We start from the raw sequence: 26,701 nt of genomic DNA on the forward strand, positions 1-26,701 counted from the left end.
AGGTAATATGAAGAATTTTGTTATAGCATTCTTTTCAATTTTTATTGTAATTATTTTTAGTTTTATAACTCCATCTTATGCAGAAGCTAAAAGCTATCCAGACGTCAATCGTTACATTAATTCGAAAAAATTACCTGTAGCTAGAACAGAATATAATCATATCATGATATTTCCTAAAATGAATTATCGTTATGGCTATGGTCGAGTAGAAGGCGTAGTGGCTCATGAAACAGCAAATGATAATTCGTCAATAACAAATGAAATTAATTATATGGTAAGACACTATAATAATGCATTTGTCCATGCTTTTGTTGACCATTCAAGAATTATTGAAATTCATCCAACTGACTTAAAGGCTTGGGGTGCAGGAAAATATGCCAATCCTCGCTTTGTTCACGTAGAATTAGTAAGAGTTAAGACCTTTGATCAGTTTGCTAGATCTATTAATAACTATGCTAGCTACATTGCAAATATCTTATATAGATATAATTTAGGTGTTACAAGTGCTGAAACCGCTGGCCAGGGAACATTATGGTCACACAGAGCAGTCAGCATCCATTTAGGCGGTACGGATCATGTTGATCCCCATGGATATTTTCAAAAGTGGGGATATAATTGGAATCAATTTGTAACACTTGTTAAACAAAAGTATAATGAGCTAACTGCAAAGAGAAAGCAATATACTAGCAAACTAGGACATATTCGATCACGAAACGTGCGTATCTACCCTAATCCACTTAATCCAGCAAATTATATGGTTGCTGGAGAAAAATATACAAATCAAGTTTACTATATTAAACAAGAAAGCAGCTTAAATGGAATAAAATATTACTCATTGAGTTTAAAACCAAGTAATCGAGAAGGATTAGTGGGTTGGGTCAAGGCACAAGATCTAACTGTTCAAGAACATGTGGGCATTAAAAATAATAAACAGGAGTTTGTAGTTACAGGTGCAGGCAAAGCTTATAATAAGGCTTGGGGAGGCCAAAAAAATATCATATATAATACGTTATCTGCATTTGAAGGGAAACAATTTGTCGTCAATTTAACAGAAAAAGTTGGAAACACGATTTGGTTCAGAGGAAGTTTAAATGGTAAACAAATATGGATCCAATCAAATTATTTATCTAAACAATATGCAACAAGCCTGCTCGGACATATCCGCAATAGTAATGTGCAAATTCACAAAAAAATAGGGGATAGTACATCAAGTTTTAAAGCTGGATCACAATATACAAACCAAGTGTATTATATTAAAAAGCAAGCAATTGTCAGTGGTCAAAAATACTATTTGATAAGTTTAAACCCAAGCAGTACATCAGGAGTAGTTGGCTGGGTAAGGGCAGAAAACATGGCGGTTAACAGTCATAAAACAGTGGATAAACAGGGAAAAACTTATTATCTCAAAGGAACTGGCAGCGCTTATCGGAAAGCTTGGGGAGGAAAGAAAGATTTAGTCTATGAAAATCTTTCCCAATTTACAGATCAGGTTTTCCATGTCCATTTGACGGAAAATGTAGGGAAAAATGTTTGGTACCGCGGAACATTAAACGGCAAAACGGTATTTATTCATTCAAGTTATGTGACAAAAGCTCAAGAAACAGCCACCAGCAAGCTAGGGCATATTCGGACACGACAAGTGAAAATTTATAAAACATTAGGTGATCCATCGACAGCCATTACATCAGATGCAGAATATACTAATCAAGTGTACTATATTAAAAAACAGGTGTCTGTAAATGGCCAAGTGTACTATTTGCTTAGTCTAAAACCGAGCAGCACCAATGGTGTAGTCGGATGGGCAAAAGCAGAAGATGTTTCCATAAATACCCACAAAACGGTAGACAAACAAGCAAAATTGTTTACAATCATAGGGAATGGTAGTGCTTATAATAAAGCTTGGGGAGGAAAGAAAAATATTGTTTATACAGACTTATCAGATTATAAGGGAAAAGAATTCAAAGTTGACCTTACAGAAAAAGTTGGTAACAATACTTGGTACAGAGGTCTTTTAGATAATAAAAAAGTATGGATTCACTCGGTCAACCTAGCTGATACAAGAACCACAAGCAAGTTGGGGCATATTCGGACACGGCAAGTGAAAATTTACAAAACATTAGGTGATCCATCGACAGCCATTACATCAGGCGTAGAGTATACCAACCGAGTATACTATATTAAAAAACAAGCGACCTTTAATGGAGATTTGTATTATTTGATAAGTTTAGAACCAAGCAGTATAAATGGTGTAGTCGGATGGGTACAAGCAAAAAATATGTCCGTAAATACCCACAAAGCAGTAGACAAACAAGCAAAATTGTTTACGATCAAAGGAACCGGTAGCGCCTATAGCAAGGCTTGGGGTGGAAAGAAAGATGTAGTTTATGAAAATCTTTCCCAATATAAGGGGAAGGTTTTCGAAGTACATTTGACCGAAACCGTTGGGAAAAACACATGGTACCGTGGAAGGTTAAATGGAAAAATAGTTTGGGTACATGAATCTTTCATAAAAAGGTAAATGGCTCAACCTACAGAATTTATGTTGATTCTGTAGGTTTTCCCTTTTTTATTCTCAATTAACCCGTTATAAATATATCTTTTAATGAATAGACATGAACCATTTACTTTTAAATAGTTAACAATTATAATAATTTAGGTAAGTCTATCTGAAACTTTCTTTGCTAACATCTAGGCAGAAAGGTAGTAAAATATGATTACTGAAAAATTAAAAAAGAAAATTAAAAACTTTAATAGAAACAAATATTTATATTATTACCAAAAATATTATAAAAAGCTAAAAATTCAACAAAACTGCGTTCTAATTGAGTCTACTCATGGGGCAAATATTTCTGGTCATATGTTTTACATTTTGCAAGAACTGGAAAAAAATTATAATCATTTAAATTTATTTGTTGCGGCAAAAAATATTGAGTCAATACAAAAATTTTTAAACGATCAAAATATAAAACGTGCAAAGGTTGTTAAGCACCTTTCTAAGGAATATTGCAGGTTGCTTGCAAGTGCCAAATATCTGTTCAATGATACTACTTTTTATCCTTTTTTCAATAAGAAAGAAGGACAAATTTATATTAATATATGGCATGGCACCCCATTAAAAAAACTTGGGAAGGATTTAGAAAATGTCACTGAAGTTGGCAATGTGCAAAAAAACTTTTATATGACAGATAAAATTATAGTGAATAATGAATATACAAGAAATATTATTGAACATGCTTTCAATATTTCTGGTGTGTATCAGGGGAAAATGGTTGTTGGTCCCTCTCCTAGAAACTCTGTAATGTTTGATGAAAAAATACGCCAAAAAATTCGTTCTGAACTAGGAGTAACGAACGAAAAAATATATTTCTATATGCCCACTTGGAGAGGAAGTGTCGGGCGTGTTAATCATGACCACAGCAAAATCCTCTCTGATTTAGAAGAAATTTCCGGAAAACTCCAAAAAAATGAAATATTTTTTGTGAAATTACATCCTTTTCAAGCGAATATTGATCTTTCTGAATTTAAAAACATATATTCAATGCCTGAAAAATATGAAGTCTACCAATTTTTAACTGCGGTTGATGTTTTGATTACTGATTATTCATCAGTAATGTATGATTTTCTTGTTACAGGGCGAAAAATTGTGCTTTACACATATGATAAAGAAGATTATTTTAGTACACGTGGTGTATATGAAGATATTGACGATTATCCATTTGTTCAAGCAAAAACAGTTGACGAATTATTAATTGCTTTAAGAGATAATAAAACTTTTTCATACAAAGAAATGCAAGAAAAATTTTGCCCATTTGACAATATTGAAGGCACTAAAATTTTATGTGATTATTTGTTTAATGATACAACTTACGAATGTATTGCAGAAACGGATATCTATAACGGCAAAAAAACAACAGCTATTTTTTGTGGTGGTTTATGGGATAATGGAATAACGTCTGCCTTGTTAAACACGTTAAATAATATTGATACTTCTCAAAGAAACTACATCTTATTTTTTGAACGTAAACGACTAAAAAAAGAACATTTTTATAAAGTGCGGGATCTACCAGAGGGAGTTTTGTACTATCCAATCCCAGGCGGACTAAATGGTACTTTTATCGAACGTATATTTTATAAATTTTATTTTAAATATGAATGGTTTAAAGGGCCAGTTGTACAACATTTTGTCAAAAACATGTTTTTGCCTGAGCAGAGGCGTTTTTTTGGTGATTTAAAAATAGATGATTACATTCATTATACTGGCTTTGATCGGAAATTTGCGGAATTACTTTCGCACTTAGATGAAAATATCAACAAAATTATTTTTGTCCACACCGATATGTTTAAGGAGTATGAAGCAAAGAAAAGTTATAGTAAAAAAATTATTTTTGGAGCGTACAAGAAAGCGGATAAGATCGCTATTGTAAATGAATCGTTAAAGGATGATTTGGAAAATAATTTGCCCTTTACAAAAGGAAAGATTTTCACAGTAAATAACTTTTTTGGTGAAAAACGCGTGCGTGAACTTGCAAAAGAAAATATTTTTGCAACGATCTTTCCAACTTCTATTACGTATGCTTATGTTCCGACAGAAAAGATGAATTTCCAACATTTGAATAAAAATATTAATCTTTTTTTACAGAGCCATGAAAGATTTCAAGAATACAATAATCTAAACATACGGGATGATTTGGATCAACTAATGAAAGAAAACCATGTTAAAATTGCAAAAAGAATCGAGGAAAAAATAAATTTAGCAAATGAAATCATAATAGAAAAAACTATTGGCAAAAGTAAATCTCGATTGCTAAATGAATTATTTGACGAAAATATTAAATTCTTCATTAACATTGGGCGTTTTGCGTATGAAAAAGGGCATGAACGGCTAATTGAAGCTTTTGAAAAAGTTAATAAAGAAAATCCAAATACAAGATTAATTATTATTGCTCCTCATGGTCCATTAAAGAATAAAACCGTTCGGCAAGTAAGTAACAGTTCAGCAAAATCGTCTATTTATATTCTTGGAAGAATGAGCAATCCGTACGCCTTACTAAAATTATGTGATGCCTTTGTATTATCTTCTTATTATGAAGCATTAGGTCTGGTAGTATTTGAATCTCTCGCTGTTGGAACGGCTGTCATTACAGTAGATTTAGAAGGAACAGTAAAATATTTACAAAATAATGAGGCTATTATTGTAGAAAATAGTACGGAAGGGCTTTATCAAGGAATGCATAAGTTTTTATTGAACCCTTATAATTTCAATTCGTTCAATTTTGAAAAATATACAAAACAATCTATAGAACAATTTAATTCTTTATTAAATCATTCCCTTATTAGGTAGTAATTCTCCTAATAAGGGGATTTTTTATTATATAATTTCTATTTTTCGGGATCGATGATAGTAAGCGCCAAATCTAAACATCTTTTAACCTACATTATAATGAATATAATGAATGGAAGATAAAGTTGGAAGAAACATAAAAAGCAGCGTGACAGAGTGGTGCACCGCAAATGAAGTGAAAAATCACCTTTTTTTTAACTGGATTTAGAAGGTAGTCTCATCGTTTGAGGAAATGAAAAGGTTCTTATAAAACTTGCGAAAAAACTATTGGATTTAATCAAGTCATTTAAGAAAATCACAAATAACGCTTAAAATACAACAATTGAACATTTAAACATTTATTTATAAAAAGGATTACCATTTCTTTTGAAAGGCAATAATGAATCATAATAAATTTGCGTTTACATTAAGTTCATGTAAAAAATGTTAAAACCCCATATTTTGAGCGTTCTTCATTGTAAAATAATAATATCATATCGGCATCTCTATTCATTCTTGGGGGAGGTTTATGAAGTGAAAGTCGTGATATCAGGGTTTTTCGGTGCGGGGAATACGGGAGATGAAGCTATATTGGAATCAATGATCGATAATTTAAAGGAGGAAATTGATCCGATTAATATAACTGTTTTTTCACTGTCCCCTGAAGAGACCTCACGGAAGCATCAAGTAAAAAGTATATATAGAGGCTGGCGTCGTGATTTTCTAAAAAAGATTCAGGCACTTCGCGAGGCTGATCTATTGTTAAGTGGAGGCGGAGGGCTTTTGCAGGATACATATTCGACAAAATTTTTATTTGGACCTTTGCCATATTATTTATTAATTGTGTTTTTAGCGAAGCTGTGTGGAACGAAGGTAATGTTTTTTTCCCAAGGTATCGGGCCGATTGAAACCCGATGGGCAAAAATTTTAATGAAAATATTTGCAAATATGGCAGACTTTATAACAGTAAGGGATGAGTTTTCAAAGGATTTGCTTATAAAATTGGGGATAAATAAGCCGAAAACAGTCGTAACGGCGGATATTGTGTTTGCTTTTAAAATAAAGCAGGATGATGCCTGTTATAAAAGTTTACCGTTAACAGGTAAAGAAAAAATTATTGCTGTCTCAGTTCGTCCATGGTTTCGTCATCATCAGGCATTTCAAGTTTTAGCGGACGCGCTTGATGAATTAATTGAAAAGGATCAATTCACGCCCGTCTTTGTTCCAATGGAGGGAGAACATGACAGGATACAGTCTGAAAAAGTGATGGGTTTAATGAAGAACCGTGATAAGTGCTATATTTTGAGCACTGACTTTAAACCGCATCAATATTTATATTTTTTTAGGCATGCCAAAATTGCGATTGGTATGCGGCTTCATTTCCTTATCTTTGCCGCCAAAATGGGGACACCGCATATTGGAATAAGTTATGATCCGAAGGTAAAAAACTTTCTGGAAAGAACCGGATTGTGGTGTTATTCTTTTTCAATGGAAAATCTTGAAAAGCAGCGCTTACTGGAAAACTTCCGGGCAATATTGATGGAGAAACAAAACGTTAAAATGAAATTAACAAAAAGTATTCAAGATTTGCAGCAGGAAGCAAAAAGGAATATTTATCTCATGAAAGAAAACTTTTTGTAAATGTTTATGGTAAAGAAGGTGTCATGATGTCAACACTCAAAAAAGCGGCGATTTGGTCAACGATCTTGGCTATTGTTTTGAAGCTTTCCGGTTTTTTAAGAGAAAGTATCATGGCCAAGGAGTTTGGAGCAAATGAATATACGGATGGCTATTTAATAGCTTTTTCTTTCATAACATTAGTCGTAGCAATGATTTCTAGCGGATTTAATCATGCCTTTTTACCAATATATATAAAAGAGAAGAACAAAAATAGCCAATTAGCAGATCAAAATGCAAATGCTGTATTAAATTATACAGTTTTCCTTTTTTTATGCTTATCGATTGTTGTATTTCCTTTCTATCCAATCATTTTGAAAACTTTATTTCCAGCTATGAATGCAGTAACAGAACATGTAGCTGTAAAAATAACCGCGATTTTCCTGCCTTTTATAAGTTTAATTGTATTAAGCGGAATTTTGGATACGTATTTGCAAAGCAAAAGAAGTTTTATTCCTGCTCATGTATCAAAATTGCTGCCAACGTTGTTTGCTGCAATATTTGCATTGACATTATCGGAAGTATTAGAAATTTACAGCTTAATTTACGGGTTTATTATCGGTACCCTTTTGGGTGTGTTCATTCAATTTTTTTATTTAAAAAAAAATGGCTATCATTGGGCATTTACTTTTAATATAGAGAGGCAATTTCGAAAAAGCATCATTGTATTATTTCTCCCTTCAGTCGCCAATTCGGTAGTCGGTCAAATTAATATGTTCGTTGACAAAATGTTTGCTACAAGTACAATTAGCGGAGCTGTCACATATTTAAACAATGCTTCATTAATTGTAAGCATTCCCTTCACTATTTTCAGCACAACGATTGCGGCCATTATATTTACGATTTTGTCTGAAAAGGTAGAGGACGATCGAAGCTTTGAGAGAACCGTATTTCTTGGCGTTGAATCATCCGTGCTATTATTATTGCCTGTAACAATCGGTGTAATGTTGTTGGGGGATTTAGCCATTTCATTTGTATATGAAAGAGGAGAATTTACCAGTGCGGATACGAAAAAAACGTTTGCCGCCTTAATTTATTATGCACCATTAATTTTGTTACAGGGTACACAATCGGTAGTTTCTAAAGCGATCTATGTAAAAGAAAAGACAGTATTTCTGTTTATAGTTAGTGTAAGTACAATAGTGCTCAATGTTATTTTAAATTATTTTTTTGCAATAAAACTTGGATATATTGGTTTAGCTTTATCGAGCTCCATTGTTTCATTATACTATCTTGTTTTGACAGTCATTTACGTTTATCGCCAATTTCACGTTAGCGAGCAAAAAAAACTTTTGCAGCTTTTAGTAAGGATTGTAGTTCCATGTGTAATGATGGCTGCCGTTATTATTTTGATAAGAAGAGCGGCATTTTTACAAAATGTTTATTCATTATTTCAGCTGCTGGTCATTTCTATAGTTGCAGCTATTGTCTATGCAATTGGCATATATTTTTTCTATCGAGACGGATATAACCGTTTTAAAAAGCTGCTAATGAAATAATAATGGTGAAATCTTTACGATATTTTAATACTCTGTTTGCAAAAATCAATAATTTCTTAAAAATGGTTTGTTATGATTACTGGTATTAAAACATAATAAATTAGAAAAGATGATGATTGGGTGATAATGATGGAACGGTTAAGGAACTCGTCGTTCATGATTTCGCTAATATTATTGGTAGCAGCTTTATTTACCTCTAATCAATATATTGGCTATTTCATTTCCTTGCTCATTATTGCATTAATTTCGGTAAATTGGAAATCTGCCATTTTTGTTTTGATCATCTATTTCCCTATTCGCCCATTTTTAATTGAAATGAACCCGGGATTGAAATATTTAGGGGACGGAATCATTTGTGTGTTATTTTTCCTTATTGTCATACAAAAAGTTATCATACATAAAGAACGATTTGGACGCACTTTTTTATTTTCAGTCTTTTTTCTTCTCTTTTGTTTAATTGGTGTTGTTTCAGCATTCATAACAGGAGTGGAGATAACTTCCATTATTTTTCAAATCAGGGCATTCGTACTTACTTTTTTATGTATGATCATTGTTAGTGAATTGAAAATTACTGAAAAAGACATTGCACAATTTTTTCTTGTTACTGTCTGTTTAGCAACTGTTTTATCTGTTCATGGCTTAATTGAAAAGCTATCATTACGCACATTGCTTCTTCCAGAAGCGTGGGTTCAAATGGATTTGGCAGAAACAAACCGAATTCGCATTTATGGACTTGCTGGAAATCCGAATATTTTAGCGACTTATTTAATGATATCATTTTTTTCGATTTTTTATTTAATCAAAAAGTTTGATCGTTTTAAACCACTTTTATATGTGATCGCAACGCTAATTTTTGGCGTTGTATTATTGACCTATTCAAGAGGTACGATTCTTTCATTCGCAATTGCTTATCTTGTTTTTATAGCTGCAACACGTCAGTGGAAATTAGTGAAATCACAAACCATTGTGATTGCGGCTGCATTATTTATCATATTTTTGCCGACTGCTTATACTGCTGAATATATAGAAAATCATTTTAATGACAAGCAGCTGGCAGAGCAATCTCAGAAAAAGATACATAAAGAGAATCGTTATTTTGACATGTTTTCAGATGATACCATTTCAAAAAGCACAGAAGGTGGCAGAATTTTTATTATTAAAAAGGGAATAGAAATTTTTAAAGAACATCCGCTGATTGGAACCGGCTTTGGAACTTACGGCGATTCAGCCTCATGGGCGTTTGGTTCTCCGATTTTAAAGGCTTATGGAATTCAAAATCCAATCTACTCCGATAATCAATATATACAAATTTTAGTTCAATCAGGTGTAGTTGGCGCTTTGTTTTTCTTTCTTTTTTTTGTAATGGTAATCATAACGATTATTCGCAGTAATCGCGAAAAAATGGAAAAATGGATAGTATTAGCATTTCTAATTGTTGGTGCAACAGCCGCAGTATTTTACAATATTTTAGAAGATAAAACATTTACACTTTATTTTTATATTGTCTTGGGCTTCTTATTAAACAAACACAGGAAATTTTCGCTTCCATTCAATCAAAAAATGTAGGGGATGAGTTATGAATATCTTAATGACAACAATTTTTGACATTCCACATGAGGGTGGTTTATCAACACATGTTCTAACTTTAAAAAATGGATTAGAAGAGCTTGGGCATAACGTCGATATATTGTCATTTTCTAGTATGAATCCCATTTTGAAAAAAATTTATGCACAAGCGCCAGGATATTTACTTAATAAGATTCAAAAAGGAAAAGGACAGGTGATCAATGATGGCCAACGGAAAAAAATGTTGAAATCGATATTGAAAAAAACAAAAAAGCGTTATGACGTCATCCATTGCCATGATGTGTACGCTGCTCTTGCAGCTGTTGAAACAAACATGCCAACGGTTGCGACTGTACATGGATATTTTTCATATGAAGCGATCAGCAGGGGAGCAATTTTGAAGGATAGTAAAGAAGATCAATATATTCAGCTGATTGAAAAGGAGGCATATGAAAAAGCGGACCATTTAATAGCAGTTGACACAAGAATTCAACAATATATTTTTGATAAAACAAATAAAAAAGCGACCGTTATAAAAAATTTTATCAATACAAATGAATTTAAGCCGCAATTATATCATAAACAAGAAGTTCGAAAACGTTTGGGCCTTCCAGAAAACAGGAAGATCTTATTTGTACCACGAAGATTGACGGAGAAAAACGGGGTCATTTATCCAACACTCGCACTCCCTAATGTATTAGAAATATTTCCAGAAACGTTTTTAGTTTATGCTGGCACAGGAGAGCAAATGGAAAATATTTCAACAAAAGTGCAACAATTACAATTAGAACATCATGTTCAGCTACTAGGCTCTGTTCCTCATGACCAAATGATGCAGCTTTATTCCGCGGCTGATGTTGTGCTAATACCCAGCGTTCACTCCTATGGAGTAGAAGAGGCGACATCGATTTCGGCCTTGGAAGCGATGGGATCTGGTTCTCCCGTCATAGCTTCAGCTGTCGGTGGATTGAAGGAAATAATTAATGATCAGAAGGATGGTCTATTAGTAGAAGAAAAAAATCCAGAGGAGCTTTCGGCAGCAATTATAAAATTGCTCAAAGATCCGCAATTAAGCCAAAATCTTGCTAAACATGCAAGGGAAAAAATTGAACGAGAATATTCGCATATTGAAGCAGCCAAGAAAGTTTCTGAAATATATAATCAAGTACAATTGAAAAAGATTTGTTAAAAAAGAATAAAATGATTCCTATACTTTCCTAAGAAGGGGTTATGAGAATTTGGGGATGACTATGAAAGAAAAAGTAAACATTTTAGGAATACCTTTTATAAAAACTAAAAGAGAAGAATTAACAAAATTGCTTATTGATAAAATGGATTATCAAGAAAAATGCTTTGTTGTGACGGCCAATCCGGAAATTGTTATGCATGCCCAAAAAGATGCTGAATATCAAAAAACTGTTCTTTCAGCAGATTATATCGTACCGGATGGAATTGGAATAATTATTGCTTCACGGATAATACGGGATTATTTGCCGGAGAGGGTGGCTGGCTTTGATTTGATGATGGATTTGTTAAGTGAAATTAACAAACGGAAGAAAAAAATTTTTTTACTTGGGGCAGAAGTTGCAGTTGTAAAAAAGGCGGCTCAAAAAATTTCTGAAAGGTTTCCGCAAATTCAAATAGTCGGTTATCATCATGGATATTTTCAATTGGACGATCTAGAAATAGCACAAAAAGTTCTTCATTCGGATGCAGACTTAATTTTGGTTGCATTAGGTTTTCCAAGACAAGAAATGTGGATTTCTAAATATTATCAAATGTTTACTAAAGGCGTTTTTATTGGTGTTGGCGGCAGTTTCGATGTTTTGGCTGAAAAAGTAAAAAGAGCACCTGTTTTATGGCAAAAATTAAATATTGAATGGCTTTATCGGCTCATTCAACAACCTTCCCGTTGGAAGCGCATGATAGCATTGCCGCAGTTTCTTATCAAAATTATATGGTTAAAATTCAAAAAAAATGTGAGGATGAGGTTAAATTTATGAAAGTCCTGCATTTAAATGCTGGAAATGAAACAGGCGGAGGCATGGTTCATATTTTGTCATTATTGAAAGAATTCAATAGGGACGAATTCATTCTAGGCGTTTTTGAAGAAGGGAAGCTTCTTGAGAAAGCAAATGAATTGGGGATAAAGACAGTTTTATTTCCACAAAAAACGAAATGTGATATTACTATCGTAAAAAATATCGTACAATTTATCCGTGAGCATCACATCGATATGTATCATACCCACGGTCCGAGAGCAAATGTAATAGGGGCACTAGTACGCTTATTCACTCCCTGTAAATGGATTGTGACTGTTCATAGTGACCCAAGACAAGATTTTATTGCCAAGGGGTTTATCGGAAAAATGCTTTCAAATTTAAATATATTCTCCTTTCGCAGAGCTGATCATATTTTTGCGATTTCCGAACGTTTTAAAAAAATATTAATTGATTTACAAATCGAAGAAAGAAAAATAACAACGATCTTCAATGGAATAGATTTTTCGAAAACGCTGGAACCACCCTATAAGCGGGAGGAGTTTAATTTAAGCAAAGATGCTTTTGTGATTGTAATGGTTGCCCGGCTGGAAAAAATAAAGGGGCACCTTATAGCATTTAAAGCATTTAAACAGGTGCTTCAAAGCTGTCCGTCAAGCCATCTGTTATTGATAGGAAGCGGTTCGTTAGAAAATGAGTTGAAACGAAAAGTTGTGAAAGAGGGGTTGCAAAACCGGGTCCATTTTCTTGGTTATAGAGAAGATGTAGAGAGAATTTTGCCAATTGCAGATGTACTATTGCTTTCATCGTTTAGTGAAAGTTTTCCACTTGTCATTTTAGAAGCGGCTAGAGCCAAAATACCTGTCATAACAACGAATGTCGGCGGTGTTCACCATTTAATTTCCGATAAAAGCTTAGGCTGGATTGTCCCGATCGGCGATCATGAAAAATTAAAAAGATCTATAATGGAAGCTTCTGCATTAAAAAAACGGGGAAAATTGAAAGAATTTGGTGAAAGGCTTTATTTAAAAGCTTCTAAAAATTATTCGATTCAAAAATTTTCCGAAAGCATTTACAGTACCTATAAAAAAATATTAGATATTATGTGAAAAGGTGCAAAGGTTTGCGCTGATCGTCTGCTACTTGTGGTATAATCTAAAATGGTGTTGTGGAATTTTTTTGCTAGCGGTTCCTATAGCGTATGGAGATTTGAGATGTGGTTACATTAAGGGTTGAGGAGGAAAATTTTAATGATATATATATCCTTGATCATTTGTTTTGTCGTTTCTGTTCTCATAACACCAATTATAAAAAAATTTGCTTTTAAAATCGGAGCTGTTGATAAACCTAATAATCGAAAAGTACATAGCAAGTTAATGCCAAGAATTGGCGGATTAGGAATATTTATGTCGTTTTTGGTCGGATTTTTACTTTTAAGGCCGGAAAACCAATACAGCATCCCGATTTTAATTGGAAGCTTCATTATTGTGATTACCGGCATAATTGATGATATTTATGAAATATCTCCAAAATTTAAATTATTAGGACAAGTATTAGCTGCATCCATTGTCATTTATCATGGTTTAGATGTTGAATTTATTAATTTGCCTTTTGGAGGCCAGATCGAATTTGGAATTTTTACGATACCGATTACTTTATTATGGATTGTCGGGATTACAAATGCGATCAACCTTATTGATGGCTTAGATGGATTGGCAGCAGGAGTGTCATCCATTGCGATCATTACCATTTTTGTGATGGCAATTATTATGGGGGATTTTTTCGTTGCCGGCATGTGTTTAATTTTGTTAGGGAGTACGTTAGGGTTTCTTGTCTATAATTTTTATCCCGCCAAAATTTTCATGGGGGATACTGGAGCATTATTTTTAGGATATATGATTGCTGTACTTTCATTGTTGGGATTCAAAAATGTCACCTTTATATCATTTATTGTACCAATTATTATTCTAGGCGTGCCAATCTCTGACACGTTTTTTGCTATTATTCGCCGTATCGTGAGGAAAAAACCATTGTCTTCTCCTGATAAATCACATCTTCATCATTGTTTGTTAAATTTAGGTTTTGGACATAGGGAGACTGTTTTAATCATTTATACAATGAGTGCAATTTTTGGAGGAGTAGCCATCATTTTTTCGCAAGCGACAATGTGGGTTTCATTAATTGTCATTTCGATTTTATTGATTGCCATTGAATTGGTGGTTGAGATAACAGGATTAATTGGTTCAAATTACAAACCGATATTAAAGCTGTTTAGAGAAATAAAAGTTGAAAATATGAAAAACCGATAAATAAGCAGAAGAGATTGTAATGAATTTTTGTTCCATTACGAATCTCTTTTTTTGTTTGCACATGATCATTTACAGGAATAAAAAATCAGGCTTCCCGCCTGATTCATACAGAAATCATTGATCTAGGTTTGATGACAGCATGGCGTTGTACTCCAAATGCTCTCTCAACTCCGTTGAAACTTTTTCCAAAGAATCCTCTTCCAGTTGGTAATAGTAAGTTCCATTTATCGGATTGTCGTGCCCGTCAATCGTTAAAGATTCAATGCTGCTGATGGAACCGGAATATTTTTGCAGCGCTAAGACATTACCAATGCTGAAATTTGTTGTTAAGTTTTTCCCTAAAGAGTCGATAATATCATCGTATTTCGTGATAGCCGATAAGGATGAGCTCTTTTTAATTATTGCCTTTATAACCTCTTGCTGCCGCTTGCCTCTTCCGATATCGCCTAATGGATCTTTTTTGCGCATTCGGACATATGCTAAAGCTTCTTCGCCATTTAACGTTTGTACACCTTTCTTAATATGAATGGCGTTCTTTCGCCCTTTGCTATCTTGCTCAGTAAATTCTCTGTCGCTGTTCACTTCAACGCCGCCAAGGGCATCAACAATATTAATAAAGGCTTTAAAATTTAATTCTACATAATAATCGACGGGTATATTCAACAAGTTTTCAACTGTCTGAACCGTTAAATCTTTTCCACCAAAGGCATGGGCGTGTGTAATTTTATCCAGATTATGTCCTGGGATTTCCACTCTTGAATCTCTAGGGATGCTGACCATTTTAATCGATTTTTCATCTTTATTAAATGATGCCAGGATTAAGGCGTCAGATCGGCTTTTCTTTTCACCTGGCCGCGCATCGACTCCAATGAACAACACCGAAAAATTATCTTTTTTCGGATCAACTGGTTGTTCCCTTAATTCAGATTTCCTTCCTCTCTCCAGATCTTCTTGTGCTAGAAAAGAAGCATTAGCTAATTTGATCGATAGATAAACGGCGTAACCGCCAGCAATTAAAAACAGGATTAAAAATAAACAGCCAAAGACTCTTAATTTTTTTTTCTTTTTCTTTTTTCTCGTTCTTCTATTCATGTCTAACTCCTTGTTTTTTAAATTTAGTTTTTAACCTTCTCCTCCAAATATACTAAGTCGCCTTCTTTGATCACACATTTCCCATTGGTGAGATCGGTCATCCAGTCTTTGAAGCTTTGAACCCGGCCTTCCTCTACATATGTTTCAACTTCCACATGATCGGTATAGTAGATGTCTTTCAGCTTATAGACAGACGAGCGCAATTCGTTTTCGATTTTGCCGAGAAAGCTGTAATCGAACGTAGTGCGAATAATTTTCATTAGCTTGCGTTCGATGATGCCAACGTGGTCAATGGCTTCTGAAACAGCTTTTCCGTATGCACGGATCAGCCCGCCGGCGCCGAGTTTAATCCCGCCGAAGTAACGGGTGACAACAACGACAGTGTCTTTTAATTGTTTCTTTTTCAACACTTCAAGCATCGGCACTCCTGCTGTTCCGCTTGGCTCTCCGTCGTCGTTCGCTTTTTGAATTTGGTCATGCTCTCCAATTAAATATGCGGAGCAGTTATGTGTGGCATCCCAATGTTTTTTTTTGATTGTATCAATAAACTCTTGAGCTTCTTTCTCAGTTTTGGCACGATTAATATAGCAGATAAAACGTGATTTTTGAATCACGATTTCATGCTCTCCAAAGCCAGCTACGGTATAATAGGAGGAAAGCAATTGTGTATCACCTCCGAAGAAACAAAACGGCATAACTTTTTTTGACAAAAATCGACTTTTTTTATAAAAAAACACTCACATTAGAATATTATAAAACGACAAAATTTTTACTTCAATTATGAACTGATAAAGTTTTTGTAACAACTTTTTTATAATGGAGGAAAAGGCTGTGAACTCCAAAAAAATAGATTCTGCTGTAATAGACGATATTTTAAATAAAATGATCGAAACCGTCCAATCAAGCAAAGATCAAATTTTTGAAATCGGTGAAAAATCCCGCACAGAGTATGAGAAAATAGTAGAAGAATTGGAAGAAGTGAAAGAGCAAGTAAGTGAGGTGATAGAGCAAACCGATAAGCTGACGATTCAATCGAAAATCGCACGGCAGCGCCTCGTGGAAGTCAGCCGCAACTTCAACAAGTTTTCAGAACAAGATATTTTGAATGCCTATGAAAAAGCGCAAAATATTCAAATTGAACTGGCCATGCTCCAAGAAAAAGAAAAACAATTAAGAAAACGGCGGGATGAATTGGACCGCCGGCTTTTATCATTAAAAGAAATGATTGAACGAGCAGAGGTCATAGTAGGTCAAATTACTGTTGTACTGCAATATTTAAACCAAGATTTGCGGCAGGTTGGCGATTTGTTGGAAGATGCAAAGAAAAAACAAGCCTTTGGCTTAAGAATTATAGAAGCGCAGGAAGAAGAACGGAAACGGGTGTCACGTGAAATACATGACGGACCAGCTCAAATGCTTGCAAATGTTTTGATGCGCTCTGATCTGATTGAACGAGTTTTTCGGGAAAAAGGGACTGCAGAAGGGTTTCAGGAAGTTCAAAATTTGAAAATAATGGTGAGAAATGCGTTATCTGAGGTTCGGCGCATTATATACGACTTAAGACCTATGGCTTTGGATGATTTAGGTCTCATTCCAACACTTAGAAAGTACCTTTCTACTATTCAAGAATATGAAAAAGACATAAAAATCAATTTTCAAAACATCAGTGATGTGGAAGAAAAACGGCTTCCGGCGAAATTTGAAGTGGCCTTGTTCCGGTTAGTTCAAGAATCTGTAACGAACGCTTTGAAGCATGCGGAAGCAAAGCAAATTGACGTTAAATTTGAAGTCCGTCCAAACCAAGTAAATGTTGCAATAAAAGACGACGGCAAAGGCTTTGATGTAAAGAAAGTGTTTAAAGAAAAAAAGGAGTCATTCGGTTTAATGGGAATGAAAGAACGAGTGGAGCTGTTGAATGGGAAAATGGCAGTCCATTCTGCACCCGGAAAAGGAACGTTCATTATTATTCAATTGCCTACTAATCTATGAAATAGAGAAATGGTCTGATTGACTTCATGCATACATCACTGAAAAAATAATAATGGGGAGGATTGTAAATGAATAATCAAGTTAAAATTGTCATAATAGATGACCATGCGCTGTTTCGGGAAGGTATAAAACGTATTCTTGATTTTGAGCCTAATTTTGAAGTGGTTGCGGAAGCTTATGACGGCAGTGAAGCTTTAACAGTTGTTGAAAGCTATATGCCGGATGTTGTCATTATGGATATTAATATGCCTGGTGTAAATGGCGTTGAAGCTACTAAGCAGCTGGTTAATTCATATCCGGATACGAAGGTTATTATATTATCGATCCACGATGATGAAAATTATGTGATACATGCTTTGAAGACCGGAGCGAGAGGATATTTATTGAAGGAAATGGATGCTGACACTTTAGTAGAAGCAGTTAAAATCGTGGCAGAGGGAGGAAGCTATTTACATCCAAAAGTAACTCACAATCTAGTCAATGAGTTCCGCCGTCTGTCATCAGCCAATAATGGACAAATTCCAGCTACAGTCCGGCGCCCTCTTCATATTTTAACACGACGTGAGTGTGAAGTTTTGCAAATGCTTGCTGATGGAAAAAGCAATAGAAGAATCGGTGAAACGCTGTTCATTAGCGAAAAAACGGTGAAAAACCATGTCAGCAACATTTTGCAAAAATTAAATTGCAACGATCGAACACAAGCTGTAGTTCTTGCCATTAAAAACGGCTGGGTGGAAGTTAAGTAAAGTTACATATTTTCCATGGCGATTAATTTTGAACGATTTGAATCGTCAAACCGTGAAAGTGAGATTGATTTCTAAATACCAATTTTGCTCGGTGTATCTATATTGTTTTTTCCGACTTGGCTGATTGTCCAGCGATGATAAATGAATTCAATTGCATTTCTTCATTACGGCTGGAAACATAATATCATTTGGCAACTTGTCAATCTATTCGGATCCTGACCAGAGAAATGTTTTGATCAGAAGCTACGAGAATGAATCATAGGAAGCATTACATTCAACGTTCCGGTTTTGCAGAATCAACTTAGGTGAAAATGTATCAACAGGAAGCATAACGGCCTCTTCAAATAACTACAGGCGCTGGGAAGAGGCCGGTTTGCTCAGAAACAAGAAAAAATGCAGCAAAATTGGTAACCGCAATTGAAATCCACATAAAAGCTCCGTTTAAGCTGCTCAAAAATCCTTTAAAAAGGTGTAGACCTCATAAGAATAACCTCAACGAAAATCGTAATGAGCCGATCGACAAAACGAAATCCGCATAAATGGCAGTATAAAGACTTTGAAGCAGCTAAAAAATTTTTCATCCTCTTGCAGTTTCATGGAAATCCGGCAAAGTTAATGATAAAAGCTTGCATTTTTTATAAAATAGTCTTATAAAGGAGAGAATGAAATTATTAAAAGGAAAGGAAAAACATGATGCAAATTGCAATTGTAACAGATAGTACTGCTTACATTCCTGAAGAAGTTCGAAAGAGGCATGGCATACATATGATTCCTCTTAGCGTTATTTTTGGAGACGAGTCTTATCGTGAAGAGATAGATATGACAGCAGAGAGTTTTTGGGAAGAAATAAAGCGACAGAAAGAGCTGCCTACAACTTCTCAGCCGCCAGTTGGTGAATTTGTCGAGTTGTTTGAAAGCTTATCGAAAGAATATGATGCAGTCATCAGCATTCATCTTTCAAGCGGTATCAGCGGCACTTACAATGGTGCTGTCACAGCAGGTCAAATGGTAGACAGCATTAAGGTATATCCTTACGATTCTGAAATAAGCTGTATGGCTCAGGGATTCTATGCAATTGAAGCAGCGAAAATGGCAAAGGAAGGGAAAAAACCGGAAGAGATCATCGCTCGCCTTGATGAAATTAAAAAATCAATGGATGCTTATTTTATGGTGGACGATCTTTCTCATCTTCAGCGCGGCGGACGATTAACCGGAGCTCAAGCTTTAATAGGGAACCTGCTGCAACTGAAGCCTCTTCTTCATTTTGTTGATAAAGTGATCGTGCCGTATGAAAAAATTCGTACGCGCAAAAAAGCAATCCAACGTATCTATCAATTATTTGACGAAGCTGCAAGCAAACATCCGGTGCGGGCGGCTGTCATTCATGCCAACAGGCCGGAGGATGCCAAAAAAATGAAAGAGGAGCTCGAAAGTAAATATCCAAATTCTGAATTTATTATCAGCTATTTTGGCGCTGTCATTGGAACTCATCTAGGAGAGGGAGCTATGGGTCTCTGCTGGTATAAAAAGTAATTGCAAGAAAACGTTAAAACCATTGTGAAAAATGGCTGTATCCATCCTCTTAAAAGAACTTCCCCTTCAAAACGAGAAAAGGTGTGATCTACCAAAAAATGGAACGGTGTCTGACCATCTGAAGGTGCAAAAAGCACCTTTTATTTTTTACAGAAATGAAGGATATAAATGATTCATATAGCATCTTTCATTCGGACGAAAAGCAATAAGATCAATTGATTAAATGTATTGATTTTTCAGAAAATATAAGGTAAAAAATAATAGTAAGAAACAATATGGTATGTACAAGCGGAGGTTTTATATGCATGATCATGATCTCCAAAAACATCTTCTTGGAAGACATCTCCTTTCAAATGAGTTCCCGTTTTCAATGGATGCCGTTCAAAATGCCCCCTTCGTTGAAATAGAACAAGGTGTTGTGAAAAAATCCGGTTTTTTTTATTGCAATCGATGTGGAAATGATCAGCCCTTTTTATTTGCAGGCTTTGACTGTGCAAAGTGCGGAAAGTTTTGTCATTATTGCCGGAACTGCATCATGATGGGGCGAGTAAGTGAATGCTCAAAGCTTGTTAGTTTTCCAAGACGAGAGAAGGAGGAAAAACATTCGATCCAATCGGATCAAACAAACTTTTTGCAATGGGATGGCGAACTGTCTCCGGCGCAAAAAAGAGCATCTGACCGGATCGCGGAGTCCGTTTTGCAGCGTACAGACTGTCTCATTTGGGCAGTTTGCGGAGCAGGAAAAACAGAGGTGCTGTTTGCCGGCATAAACACAGCTTTGCAGAAAGGGCTATTTGTTTGCATTGCTGCACCGCGTACGGATGTTGTTTTGGAGCTTGGACCGCGTTTGAAAAACGTTTTTCCGAGCATCGATGTGGCAGTGCTTTACGGAGGAAGCGAAGATCGTTTGAAGCTGAGCCCAATTACCATTTCAACGACTCATCAGCTTCTTCGGTATAAAGAAGCCTTTGACGTGGTGATTCTTGACGAAGTGGATGCTTTTCCATATTCTGTAGATTCTGCTTTGCAATTTGCGGTTGAAAAAGCACGCAAACGAAACAGCTCCCTTATTTATTTAACTGCGACTCCCTCCTCATCAATTAAGCGGCTTTTTAAGCCTTCCGAAATTGTGAAAATCCCTGCTCGATACCATGGTTATCCCCTACCTGTTCCTGAATTCAAATGGTGCGGCAATTGGAAAAAAAGATTGGAGAAAGGAAAGCTGCCGAAAAATATCATCACATGGGCAGCCGAACAAATGCAAAAGGAAAGACAAGCTTTTCTATTTGTACCGGAAATCAAAGTGCTTCATGATGTCGTTCCGTTACTAAAAAAATTGAATTCAGCGGTTGAAGGAGTACATGCCGAAGATCCCCAAAGGAAAGAAAAGGTTCGGGCATTTCGAAATGGCCGGATTCCGATCATTGTCACAACTACCATTTTGGAAAGGGGTGTAACAGTTCCTGGAACTGATGCAGCTGTTTTAGGAGCAGAAGAAACCATTTTTACAGAAAGTGCCCTTGTTCAAATATCCGGCCGTGTTGGACGGAGCATGAACAATCCAACAGGCTCCGTTATCTTTTTCCATTATGGCAAAACAAATGAAATGATTGCAGCGAAACACCATATTCTTGCTATGAATCGGGAAGCGGCAAAGGAAGATTTGTTAAAGCGTTAGTATTTAGAAAATGAAGGAAACGATACAGAATGTGTAAAGTTGGAAAAATATTTTCAATTTTGGCTGAAAAAAGAAATTCCTTTTTCCAGTATGATCCAATATAATACAGATTAGAGATCATATATTTGGGGTGAGGACATGATAGTAAACGCTCTGGAAAAAATTATGGAAGAATTGCTAGATGAATATATTGACCAATTTCATATGGAATGCACGTGCCCAACTTGCCGCAATGATGTTTTAGCTCTAGTGTTAAATAGAGTTCAGCCCCGTTACGTAACGAGTGAAGATAAAATTACATATGTAAGAGCGGAATTTTTTGATCGGCAGCAAATGACATCTCTTCTTGTCAGCCTGGCAGAATGCGCAAGAATTGTTTCAGAAAACCCACGATGTGATAATAGAAAGGCTTGATGCGAATTATGGGAAGATGTCTTTATTGTTTTAAAAGTATAGATGTCCGCTTGACTTGGAGACGGCTTTTTTTCCTCGAAAAAGACCCTGTTTTATGCGAAGAATGCTCCAGCAAGCTAAACGTTATATCAGGCCCCATTTGTCCAATGTGCGGGAGGCAAAACGAAAAAGCCGAGTATTGCACTGATTGCGCGGCTTGGGAAAAACATCCTGACTATCATGGAGTGATAAAGAAAAACCGCTCTGTTTTTCAATATAATGAATTTATGAAAGAAGTGCTTGCTAGGTTTAAATTCCGCGGGGATGCGATATTGGCGCAGATGTTTTCCGAACCTTTTGTGAAAGCATTTCACCATCACTTCGACAAATCGATGATTCTCGTTCCCATCCCATTAGGTGAAGAAAGGCTTTTGGAACGCGGGTTTAATCAAGCAAAATTATTGGCCCAGCTCCTTCAGCTTCCGATTATTGAGCCTTTGCGCAAAACAGATGCAGCAAAACAATCAAAAAAATCACGGATCGACCGAATGAAGACGAAAAATATGTTTACTGTAACAGATCCAAAACAAGTACATGGTCAACATATTGTTATCATCGATGACATTTACACAACAGGCGCAACGGTACGCCAAGCTGCAAAGCAGCTGATGAACGCTGGTGCGAAAAGTGTCGAATCATTTACGCTTGTCCGCAGCTAAATGACAAATCCGTTTTTCCGATATAAAATAATAATAATAGGAAGATTTTTGAAAGGTGGATTTTTATGGGGGAATTAGCAAACTGCCCAAAATGTGGTTCCTTGTTTGTCAAAACGCGGCTTCGTTCAATATGTGATGCTTGCTACCAAGAGGAAGAAAAGGCATTTGAAACAGTATATAACTTTTTGAGAAAAAAGGAAAACCGCAGATCGACCATTACTGAAGTTGTGGAAAAAACAGGAGTGGAAGAGGACTTAATACTGAAGTTTATTCATCAAGGACGCATTCAACTGGCGAACTTCCCGAACCTTGGTTATCCTTGTTCACGGTGCGGCACACTTATTCGCGAGGGAAAACTTTGTGTTTCTTGCAAAAAGGAAATACAGTCTCAAATTGAGCAAATGGAAAGAGAAGAGCAGTTTCAGGAGGAGAAAGAGAAGATGCAAACATACTACGCTATCCAACCGAAAAATAATGAAAAACGTTAACAAATCCCTCTATCGATCCGATAATGAATATAGAGATAGATTTCCAGCTGAAACAATCGTTCCATTAGAGCAGGAAAGGAGGCGGTGTCCATGAAGATTCACAGCTATCGGTCATCAAACGTTAATCCTTATCAAAAGCAAATGGATGCCAGCAAGCAGATGAAAGTGGAAGTCCAAAAAGATAGAGTGGAAATATCCAAGCAGGCAAAACAGCTTCAGCAGACGAGCGGTTTTGATCTTCAGCGTCAAGAAAAAGTGCAGGCGATAAAAAAAGAAATTGAAAGCGGGACTTACAAAATCGCCCCAGACCTGATCGCGAAAAGTATGATCCAATTTTATAAGAAAAAAAATGAAGAATAAATTGCGTCAATCCGTTTCGGTTTTTGATTTGGTTGCGTACGAAGCAGCCTGTTTCGATTTTTGATTTGGAACAGAATGAAAATGTGCTGGACAACTATATTGTACATTTCTGCATTTTTAGCATCTTCATCTTTACAACAAAAAATTATTTTTCATGTCCGGCTTTGGATCACCTTGTCAATGTTCGGAACGAAGCCCGGTAAATATGATTTTATTGAATTTTGCGGGGAGGACGTTTTCGTGTCTCTTGCCAATTTAATTAACGTTTTAGAAAAGCAGTTAATCATTCATGAACAGTTGTATAACTTGGCAGTAAAAAAAACGGATTTGCTGAAAAAAGATGATGTTAATCAATTAATGCAGCTTTTAAAGGAAGAGCAGAAATATGTAATGCAGCTTGAAAATGCTGAAAAGGAACGGATCAAAGCAGCGGCTTGCTTTTTAGAAAGAGAAGACGATTTAACGATTTCCGCCTGTATTGAAAAAGCGGAAAATGAGGATAAAGAACGGTTGAAAAATCTAAAAGAAAAATTGACAAACGTATTGGCTAATTTGAAAAACGCGAATTTTGTCAATCAACAACTGGCATTGCAAGCATTGCAGGTTGTGAATTTAACGCTTGATCTTTTCATGCCGGAGGAAGCATCGCCGAATTACACGAATCCGAATCAAGAATCGAAGCAATCGAAACGGCGTTCATGGTTTGATTCAAAAATTTAACGGGGGAATTCGCAATGGTATCAACATTTTTTGGACTGGAAGCGGCTAGAAGCGGATTGTATGCCGCACAAAGCGCTTTATATACAATTGGACATAATGTGGCAAATGCCGAGACACCTGGATATTCGCGGCAGAGGGTAAACCTTGTGCAAAAGCAAGCGTATCCGACACCAGGCCGTTTTCGAGCTGATATCCCTGGGCAGTTTGGAACAGGGGTGGATACACAAACAGTGCAGCGGATCCGCGACCGCTATCTTGATGTACAATATCGCGGCGAAAATTCTAAGCTTGGCTACTGGAGCTCTAGATTCAACGCATTATCAAGAATGGAAGATGTGATGAACGAGCTGAACGAGACAGGCTTGAACGAAACGATGGATAGCTTTTGGCAATCGCTGCAAGATTTGGCGGCCAATCCTTCCAACCTCGGTGCCCGCTCTGTTGTCCTTGAGCGCGGAAGAGCTGTTACAGAAACGTTCAATTATTTGGCGGAATCATTAAAGCATAATCAGAAAGATTTACGCAACGAACTCGATGTCGCAACAACGAAAATTAACTCTTTGCTTGAGCAAATCAACCAAATTAACAAACAAATCGGCGAAGTAGAACCGAATGGTTATTTGCCAAACGATTTGTATGATGAGCGCGATCGATTATTGGATGAGCTTTCTTCGTATATTGATATTAAAGTGACGCCGGTTGAAAGCGGAGGCAACGCTTTGAAAGTAGCCGAAGGAAAAGTAACTGTCGAGCTTGCTGGCTTCGAACCGCCAATCACCCTTGTCGACGGAAATAGATACAAAGTAAGACAATTTAGCCTCAATGAATCCAAGACGAACGGTCTCATCGAATCTATTTCTGTTGGTGGAAGAATGATAGGGGCAGACGATTTTGTTGAAAATTTAAACATCAATGGAAGTTTAAAAGGCTTAATCGAGGCGCACGGCTATACGAACATAGGCAGCACGATTGAACGCGGCATCTATCCTAGCATGATGTCAGATTTAGATCAAATGGCATATGATTTTGCGAACGCATTTAACACTGTCCACAGAAACGGATGGAGCCTTGAGGACATAAACAACGGCGTTCAAACACAGCGCGATTTCTTTGATCTCGGAGGTTTAAGCTCTCCTAAAGGCGCTGCGGCTGCCATTAAAGTATCGGATGATATGAATCGCGAACGAATTGCAGCTTCTGCTACAGGAGAAATCGGCGACGGCCAAAATGCGCTGAAGCTTGCTGAAGTAAAAAATACTTCGTTTCAAAGTTATTTTGAAGCTGTTATCGGCGAAATGGCTGTTATGACACAAGAAGCGGAGCGGATGAAGGAAAATTCAGAAACCTTAGTTTCATCTGTTGAACAACGCCGCAAATCCGTCAGCTCCGTTTCATTAGACGAAGAAATGACAAACATGATCCAATTCCAGCATATGTACAACGCCGCAGCAAGAATGATCACTTTGCAGGATGAAATTCTAGACCGAATCATAAACGGCATGGGACTGGTCGGGAGATAAAGTAAAATTGACTGTTGAATAACCATATTGGAAAATGAAAGCAAAAATTGTCGGGTTCAGAATGTATGAAATAAGGTAATGAAGCGAATATCATATAAGAAATGTACTATTTACACGTTATGAATTCATACAAAAAATTTATTTAATGAAAGAGAGGTGCAGCATATGCGTGTCACTCAATCGATGCTTGCGCAAAACTCGCTCCGCCATTTAAGTAAAAGCTATGAGCTGCTGGGAAAATATCAAGATCAGATGTTGACAAGAAAAAAAATCACCCGCCCGTCCCAAGATCCCGTTGTAGCAATGAAAGGATTGTACTATCGGACAAACTTAAAGGAAGTTGAACAATATAAACGAAATTTATCAGAGGCTTACCTTTGGATCGAAAATTCTGAAGCGGGACTAGAACAGGCCAACCAAGGGCTGCAACGAATACGCGAGCTTTTGATTCGGGCAAAAAACGGTACAAATTCAGAAGACGAACGTGATGCGGTTGCCCGCGAAGTGAAACAAATTAAAGACGATCTTGTTGCTGTCGCCAACACACAAGTGGCCGGCCGTTATATTTTTAATGGAACGAAAACAGACTCAGCGCCTGTCAGCGGCGACCCGCCTGTCGTTAATAATAACAATGAACCGTTTAAAATCGAGCTTTCAAAAAACATTCAAATCCAAGTGAATATAACGCCTGACAATGTCTTTAACCAAGCATTGTTTGATACAATTCAAGACATTCAAAATGCTTTGGAAAACAACGACACAACGAACTTGGACAACCTGCTCGGCCAGCTTGATGACCATATTGATGCTCTTAACGCTGAATGGGCTGAGCTTGGCGCCCGTTACAACCGGATCGAGCAGATGGAAAACCGCATCGGTCAACAGGAAGTAATCTCTACTAAAATTTTGTCGGATAATGAAGATGCCGACATCGAACGGGTCATTATCGACTTGAAAGAGCAAGAAAGCGCGCACAGAGCAGCGCTTGCTGTCAGCGCCCGCATCATTCAGCCAAACTTAGTTGATTTTTTGCGATAATGTGAGAGAAAGGACCTGCATAAAGGTCCTTTTTGTTCATCGTTATGCCTTGCT

22 protein-coding genes are annotated in these 26,701 nt (G+C 36.3%); 20 read left to right on the forward strand and 2 right to left on the reverse strand.

The annotated features are described in order from the left end of the window. Positions 1–7 precede the first annotated feature (7 nt). The 9 genes from FB379_RS04990 to FB379_RS05030 all read left to right on the forward strand — a co-directional run bounded on the left by FB379_RS04990 (position 8) and on the right by FB379_RS05030 (position 14,371). Complete coding sequence (locus FB379_RS04990; RefSeq protein WP_144597230.1) at positions 8–2,518, forward strand: GW dipeptide domain-containing protein; 2,511 nt, start codon at positions 8–10, stop codon at positions 2,516–2,518. A gap of 192 nt (positions 2,519–2,710) precedes the next feature. Continuing rightward, a complete protein-coding gene (locus tag FB379_RS04995) occupies positions 2,711–5,341 on the forward strand; it encodes a CDP-glycerol glycerophosphotransferase family protein (RefSeq protein ID WP_144597232.1) in 2,631 nt (876 codons plus the stop codon). 513 nt (positions 5,342–5,854) lie between these two features. Then, entirely contained in the window at positions 5,855–6,961 is a 1,107-nt protein-coding gene (gene csaB / locus FB379_RS05000; RefSeq protein WP_144597234.1) for a polysaccharide pyruvyl transferase CsaB, read from the forward strand. A 26-nt stretch (positions 6,962–6,987) separates the two neighbouring features. Then, entirely contained in the window at positions 6,988–8,496 is a 1,509-nt protein-coding gene (gene murJ / locus FB379_RS05005; RefSeq protein WP_130158272.1) for a murein biosynthesis integral membrane protein MurJ, read from the forward strand. A 156-nt stretch (positions 8,497–8,652) separates the two neighbouring features. Beyond that, entirely contained in the window at positions 8,653–10,062 is a 1,410-nt protein-coding gene (locus FB379_RS05010; RefSeq protein ID WP_158640166.1) for an O-antigen ligase family protein, read from the forward strand. A gap of 10 nt (positions 10,063–10,072) precedes the next feature. Then, a complete protein-coding gene (locus FB379_RS05015) occupies positions 10,073–11,251 on the forward strand; it encodes a glycosyltransferase family 4 protein (RefSeq protein WP_144597238.1) in 1,179 nt (392 codons plus the stop codon). Positions 11,252–11,312: 61 nt separating this feature from the next. Further along, the gene (locus FB379_RS05020; RefSeq protein ID WP_144597240.1) at positions 11,313–12,065 is read left to right on the forward strand and encodes a WecB/TagA/CpsF family glycosyltransferase; all 753 of its coding nucleotides are present in this window, start codon (positions 11,313–11,315) and stop codon (positions 12,063–12,065) included. Then, complete coding sequence (locus tag FB379_RS05025; protein WP_066246874.1) at positions 12,062–13,171, forward strand: glycosyltransferase family 4 protein; 1,110 nt, start codon at positions 12,062–12,064, stop codon at positions 13,169–13,171. Before FB379_RS05020 ends, FB379_RS05025 begins: the two co-directional genes overlap by 4 nt. A 141-nt stretch (positions 13,172–13,312) precedes the next feature. After that, complete coding sequence (locus tag FB379_RS05030; protein ID WP_144597242.1) at positions 13,313–14,371, forward strand: glycosyltransferase family 4 protein; 1,059 nt, start codon at positions 13,313–13,315, stop codon at positions 14,369–14,371. Positions 14,372–14,485: 114 nt separating this feature from the next. Here FB379_RS05030 and FB379_RS05035 read toward each other — a convergent pair whose 3' ends face one another. Beyond that, positions 14,486–15,463 carry an LCP family protein gene (locus FB379_RS05035; protein WP_144597244.1) on the reverse strand — a complete coding sequence of 326 codons (978 nt, stop codon included), beginning with the start codon at positions 15,461–15,463 and terminating at the stop codon, positions 14,486–14,488. 23 nt (positions 15,464–15,486) lie between these two features. Then, positions 15,487–16,125 (reverse strand): YigZ family protein, encoded by a 639-nt coding sequence (locus FB379_RS05040; protein ID WP_242009286.1) that lies wholly within the window; start codon positions 16,123–16,125, stop codon positions 15,487–15,489. Positions 16,126–16,294: 169 nt separating this feature from the next. Between FB379_RS05040 and FB379_RS05045 the strand changes: the two genes are divergently transcribed. The 11 genes from FB379_RS05045 to flgL all read left to right on the forward strand — a co-directional run bounded on the left by FB379_RS05045 (position 16,295) and on the right by flgL (position 26,647). After that, the gene (locus tag FB379_RS05045; RefSeq protein ID WP_130158076.1) at positions 16,295–17,452 is read left to right on the forward strand and encodes a sensor histidine kinase; all 1,158 of its coding nucleotides are present in this window, start codon (positions 16,295–16,297) and stop codon (positions 17,450–17,452) included. A 68-nt stretch (positions 17,453–17,520) separates the two neighbouring features. Continuing rightward, a complete protein-coding gene (locus tag FB379_RS05050) occupies positions 17,521–18,198 on the forward strand; it encodes a response regulator (protein WP_063386301.1) in 678 nt (225 codons plus the stop codon). A gap of 693 nt (positions 18,199–18,891) precedes the next feature. Beyond that, a complete protein-coding gene (locus FB379_RS05055) occupies positions 18,892–19,731 on the forward strand; it encodes a DegV family protein (protein ID WP_066247016.1) in 840 nt (279 codons plus the stop codon). A gap of 301 nt (positions 19,732–20,032) precedes the next feature. Continuing rightward, positions 20,033–21,409: an ATP-dependent helicase ComFA gene (locus FB379_RS05060; protein ID WP_144597246.1), complete on the forward strand. Its 1,377-nt coding sequence runs from the start codon at positions 20,033–20,035 to the stop codon at positions 21,407–21,409. Between the two features lie 138 nt (positions 21,410–21,547). Beyond that, positions 21,548–21,823: a late competence protein ComFB gene (gene comFB / locus FB379_RS05065; RefSeq protein ID WP_063386299.1), complete on the forward strand. Its 276-nt coding sequence runs from the start codon at positions 21,548–21,550 to the stop codon at positions 21,821–21,823. Positions 21,824–21,873: 50 nt separating this feature from the next. Next, positions 21,874–22,521 carry a ComF family protein gene (locus FB379_RS05070; RefSeq protein WP_242009287.1) on the forward strand — a complete coding sequence of 216 codons (648 nt, stop codon included), beginning with the start codon at positions 21,874–21,876 and terminating at the stop codon, positions 22,519–22,521. A 65-nt stretch (positions 22,522–22,586) separates the two neighbouring features. Continuing rightward, entirely contained in the window at positions 22,587–23,009 is a 423-nt protein-coding gene (locus tag FB379_RS05075) for a TIGR03826 family flagellar region protein (RefSeq protein WP_094245094.1), read from the forward strand. A gap of 90 nt (positions 23,010–23,099) precedes the next feature. After that, positions 23,100–23,369, forward strand: coding sequence for a flagellar biosynthesis anti-sigma factor FlgM (flgM, locus tag FB379_RS05080; RefSeq protein WP_063386297.1), 270 nt, complete (start codon positions 23,100–23,102; stop codon positions 23,367–23,369). A gap of 240 nt (positions 23,370–23,609) precedes the next feature. Continuing rightward, a complete protein-coding gene (locus FB379_RS05085) occupies positions 23,610–24,089 on the forward strand; it encodes a flagellar protein FlgN (protein ID WP_158640168.1) in 480 nt (159 codons plus the stop codon). A 14-nt stretch (positions 24,090–24,103) separates the two neighbouring features. Beyond that, positions 24,104–25,609, forward strand: a complete 1,506-nt coding sequence (gene flgK, locus FB379_RS05090; RefSeq protein WP_144597250.1) for a flagellar hook-associated protein FlgK — start codon at positions 24,104–24,106, stop codon at positions 25,607–25,609. Positions 25,610–25,774: 165 nt separating this feature from the next. Further along, a complete protein-coding gene (flgL, locus tag FB379_RS05095; protein WP_144597252.1) occupies positions 25,775–26,647 on the forward strand; it encodes a flagellar hook-associated protein FlgL in 873 nt (290 codons plus the stop codon). Positions 26,648–26,701 lie beyond the last annotated feature (54 nt).

It is taken from the genome of Aeribacillus composti, from assembly GCF_007827555.1.
Lineage (GTDB): Bacteria > Bacillota > Bacilli > Bacillales > Aeribacillaceae > Aeribacillus > Aeribacillus composti.